Raw genomic sequence first — 4,336 nt, 5'->3', positions numbered from 1 at the left:
GGGTTCGAGCTGGAAGGTGCAGTGGTCGACGTCGAAGTGGTCGGCCAGGCAGTCGGCGAGGGCGTCGAGGACTTTGGCGGCTCCGCCGTCGGCGAGGGCGTCGTCGGTGACGACGACGTGCACGGACAGCACGGGCAGCCCGGAGGTGATGGTCCAGGCGTGCAGGTCGTGGGCGTCGACGACGCCTGGGGTGTCGATGATGTGGCGACGTACCTCGGTGAGGTCGATGCCCTTGGGGGTGGCCTCGAGCAGGATGTCGACGGCCTCGCGGAGCAGGGTCCACGTCCGGGGCAGGATCATCAGGGCGACGGCGACCGAGGCCAGGACGTCGGTCCGCAGCCAGCCGGTGGCGGCGATGACGACCGCGGCGACGATGACGGCGACCGAGCCGAGCGTGTCGCCCAGGACCTCGAGGTAGGCGCCGCGGACGTTGAGGCTGTCCTTGGCGCCGGCTCGCAGCACGAGCAGCCCGACGATGTTGGCGACCAGGCCGACCAGCGCGAAGACGAGCATCAGCCCGCCTTCGACAGCGGGTGGGTCGACCCAGCGTCGCCAGGCCTCCCAGAGGATGTAGAGCGCGACGGCGAACAGCAGGACGGCGTTGGCGACGGCTGCGAGGATCTCCAGTCGGTAGTATCGGTAACCCCCGCGCCTTGACTGTGAGCGCGGACTGCGTGTGCGAGCCGGATCCGGGTCACCCGACCGTTCAACGGGTACGGGTCACGGCGCAGCTCGTGGTGGTCCTCCACATCGGTGACGGCCGGCGTCTCGGTCCCGAAGGCCGGACGCAGCCACGACCCGTCGGACGAGCCGACGGTGAAGCGCACCTCGTCCCCCACGGCGAACGGCTCACCGCAACACTGCATCTGCCAGTCATCGATCCACACCGTCCGCCGCACCGCGCCACCATCCCACGGCCCGGGCAACCGTCCTCGGACGCCACCACACCCGCTTCCGCGGCAGGTACCACCTCCACCCGGCCCAGGACCCGGACCGCCACGGACCCCGGTGGACGTCCGCGGACAGCATCGAGCCGCCCGGCGAGACGTCCAGAGTGGACGAGAACTGAGACCAGGACACAGAAACGCGGCCATACCCACAGGGGGTATGACCGCGTTTCCGCAGGTCAGAGCGGTGGCGGTGGGATTTGAACCCACGGAGGGCTTGCACCCTCACACGCTTTCGAGAACTGCCCACCAGCGTCCGCACACGTCCATGGAGCGCGTTTGCGCAGGTCATGCGGCCCCAGCGGACGTCGATGGACGTTCACCGACCCCAGCGAATGAGACGAGAACTGAGACTCGCACAGCGATAGGCGCCGAGGGCGACGACCGGCACCGGCAGCGGGTCTCCGGCGCGTGGCGCCCGGCAGTTGGGCTACTACCCGATGCCCAGGGGCGGCGTCTCGATGACACCCGTGGCCCAAGCGATTGTCCAAGCCGCAAGCGTCACGACGATGGTAGTCGCAGCCAGTGCGAGAGCCCGCGGCGTCGCCGACCGCGAGAGGACGGCGGAGGACGAAGTGGCCCGAGGTCCGGCGCCGACCAAGGCGCCGATGCCGACGCACAGCACGAGAAACGGGACTGCGAAGTACACAATCGGATCAAGGATCTCGTAGTAGTCACCGTCGATGACACGAGGCGTGAACATGAGCGCGAGCACACCGAGGCAGACGGCTCCCCCGATCAGTGCACCCTTGCCCGGCCGCCCTCGCATGCGATGAGACTCGTGGAGAACCCGGTGATCCGCAAGCCGCCGGACGGGTCCTCACGGTGTACCCCCACAGTCTTGCCGCCTGGTGACCCTGCTCCCTTGGCCGGGCCGATCTGACAGGTGCGCGGTGCGCTGGCGCGGACCATTCTTGTCGGGGGAGGTGACTCACATGTGCCTTTCGGCCGAGCCGACGTCATCGTCAGATGCGAGGGCGACGCTCGGCGTCCGAGGGGCCACCCCGCCCGCCGCACCAGGTGGTCCGGGTGTCTGGAGGGGTTGTCCCAAACCTGCGAATGCAGCGCCTACGAGCAGCCAGTCCGCCACCGGACATCACGGCGATGCCGCGGAGGCTGGGAAGGTCACCAGCAGCCCGCAGCTGGACGCTGACGGCGCCGAGCGCGGAAAGGGCGAGTCCGGTCACTGCACTGACCAGCAGGACTGTTCGCGGACGCCGATGGCGCCGGGCCAGCCGGTCGGCGAGAAGGACGAGCGCGGCGAAGGCCGCAACCGCCACCCATCCACCGAGCATCGCGCCTCCCGTCACGGCGACGACCTCAGCTCGTCATGCACGGATCATCCATCCCCCGGCGACTCGTGGCTACATCCAGAGGCGTGCCCGTTCGGCGCAGTCGGCGGCGTCTCAGGTGCCGTGGACGGTCAGGCTGAACCGCCGGACGGGCTGGTCGGCGTCCGCGGCGATGACGGCCCGTGGTGTCGGCGGCTGCCGCACCGAGCCGGTCCGAGACGGCAGCGAGGCTCGCGCGCTCCTGCGTCGTCGCGGCCGTGGTGCGACCGGCGGCCTTGATCGTGGTGCCGATCTCGACCGTTCGTTGACCGGATGATTGTCAGCTGGTCAGGACCACGACGATCCATGCGAGGTAGCCGCAGGCCACGACCGCGAACCCCAGGAGGGTGAGGCGGTTGGCTTTGCGCCGGCGCTCGTCGTCACTGCTTGTCATCCCGCCGCTTCTCCTTCGTTTGCACACCTGAGGCATGCTCGGCGCCTCACGGTACATAGGACTCGTTGGGCACGGACGACCCATCCGCCGCGGGGTGGCGCCCACGCCGGAGCAAGAGGTAACATCGCCGTGTGCCGATAATGGTGGCCAGTAACGATCCGATGCTTGCTGGCAGCGGCCCCACGGATGCCAGGCCCGGGGGCCTCACAGAGGCGGCGAGCCTGTTCCGAGGATTGGGTGACCCGTCGCGACTGGCGATCGTGACTCATCTGCTGCTCGGCGAGCACAACGTGCGGGAGCTGACCGAGCACCTGGGACTGGCGCAGTCCACGGTCTCGGCCCATCTGCGATGCCTGCTCGACTGCCGGATGGTCACGGTGCGGGCAGTGGGTCGGTCGTCGGTGTACTCGACGGCGGCCGGCGACGAAGTGCTCGAGGTGCTGCGCGCGGCCGAGGCGCTGCTCGCAGCGACGGGCCGCGCGGTCGTGCTGTGTCCGCGGTACGGCACGGGAGCCACGTCATGACCCCAGCTGCGACCGCGCTCGACCCACAGACGCGCGCCCTCCTCGGGCGGCGGGCGCAGCAGCTGGCGGCGGCCTCGGTCGTGTACAACGGCGTCGAGGCGGTGGTGTCGATCACCGCCGGTGCCGCGGCGTCCTCGATCGCGCTCGTCGGGTTCGGCCTGGACTCGATCGTCGAGATGTCCTCGGGTCTGGTCATCCTGTGGCAATTCCGGCACCCGCTGCCCGAGACCCGGGAGCGGCAGGCGCTCCGGCTGATCGCCGTCTCGTTCTTCGCACTGGCGACGTACGTCTCGTTCGGGGCTGCACGGGCACTGCTCGGCGGCGGCGAGGCGGCCCCGTCCCGGGTCGGCATCGCGGTCGCGGCGGTGTCGCTGGTGGTGATGCCGTTCCTGTCGTGGGCGCAGCGCCGCACCGGCCGCCGGCTCGGCTCGGCGACGGTCGTCGCCGACTCCACTCAGACCCTGCTGTGCACCTACCTGTCGGCCGTGCTGCTCGTCGGCCTCGCGCTCAACGCGGCGTTCGGCTGGTGGTGGGCGGACGCCGTCGTCGGCCTGGTCGTCGCCGGCCTGGCCGTCCGCGAGGGCAGGGAGGCCTGGCGCGGCGAGGCGTGCACGTGCGCACCGGCCGTCACCGCGACGATGACGGTGCCATCGGCCGCCGCAGCCGACAGCGGCGGCGAAGCCGGCTGCGTCCCCGGCTGCGACTGCGGCTGCGACCGGCCGACCGGCCGGACCGGCTCCGACGAGAGGACCGCACGGTGAGCGGGCACGACCACAACCACGGCCCGACCGTCAGTGCCGGTGGCGCCCACCGTGGCCGGCTGCTCGCCGTCCTCGCCGTGACGACGACCGTCCTGGTCGCCGAGCTGATCGGGTCGGCGGTGACCGGGAGCCTGGCGCTGCTCGCCGACGCCGGGCACATGTTCACCGACGTCGCGGGAATCCTGCTCGCCGTGCTCGCGGTCACGTTCGCCGCCCGACCGGCGACCCCCGAGCGCACCTTCGGCTACTACCGGCTGGAGATCCTCGCGGCCGTCGCGAACGCCGTCCTGCTCTTCGCCGTGGCGCTCTACATCCTCTGGGAGGCCTGGCGACGCTGGGTCGACCCACCCGCTGTCGAAGGCGGGCTGATGCTCGTCTT

Annotated in this window: 4 protein-coding genes and 2 pseudogenes; 3 read left to right on the top strand and 3 right to left on the bottom strand. The window is 70.7% G+C overall.

Annotated features, from left to right (window positions below; all coding sequences use genetic code 11):
- The 3 genes and pseudogenes from ECOMGDLI_RS00450 to ECOMGDLI_RS00445 all read right to left on the bottom strand — a co-directional run.
- A pseudogene (locus ECOMGDLI_RS00450) lies at positions 1-669 on the bottom strand (cation diffusion facilitator family transporter); the annotation flags it as partial.
- A 44-nt stretch (positions 670-713) separates the two neighbouring features.
- Positions 714-866, bottom strand: a pseudogene (locus tag ECOMGDLI_RS36550) (DUF6578 domain-containing protein); the annotation flags it as partial.
- Positions 867-1,380: 514 nt separating this feature from the next.
- Positions 1,381-1,662: a hypothetical protein gene (locus ECOMGDLI_RS00445; RefSeq protein WP_088312536.1), complete on the bottom strand. Its 282-nt coding sequence runs from the start codon at positions 1,660-1,662 to the stop codon at positions 1,381-1,383.
- A gap of 1,150 nt (positions 1,663-2,812) precedes the next feature.
- On the opposite strand from ECOMGDLI_RS00445, the gene ECOMGDLI_RS00440 reads away from it, so the two are divergent.
- From ECOMGDLI_RS00440 to ECOMGDLI_RS00430, 3 genes are all read left to right on the top strand, one after another.
- Positions 2,813-3,196 (top strand): helix-turn-helix transcriptional regulator, encoded by a 384-nt coding sequence (locus ECOMGDLI_RS00440; protein WP_233153243.1) that lies wholly within the window; start codon positions 2,813-2,815, stop codon positions 3,194-3,196.
- Entirely contained in the window at positions 3,193-3,957 is a 765-nt protein-coding gene (locus ECOMGDLI_RS00435; protein WP_088312532.1) for a cation diffusion facilitator family transporter, read from the top strand. Before ECOMGDLI_RS00440 ends, ECOMGDLI_RS00435 begins: the two co-directional genes overlap by 4 nt.
- The coding region (locus ECOMGDLI_RS00430) for a cation diffusion facilitator family transporter (RefSeq protein WP_143447383.1) at positions 3,954-4,336 on the top strand (383 nt) is incomplete at its 3' end. The genes ECOMGDLI_RS00435 and ECOMGDLI_RS00430, both read left to right, overlap by 4 nt.

The sequence above is a fragment of the Kineosporia sp. R_H_3 genome (genome assembly GCF_002198675.1).
Lineage (GTDB): Bacteria > Actinomycetota > Actinomycetes > Actinomycetales > Kineosporiaceae > R-H-3.
Note: the sequence above shows the minus strand (reverse complement) of the source record. Positions and strands in the feature narration are given on the sequence as shown.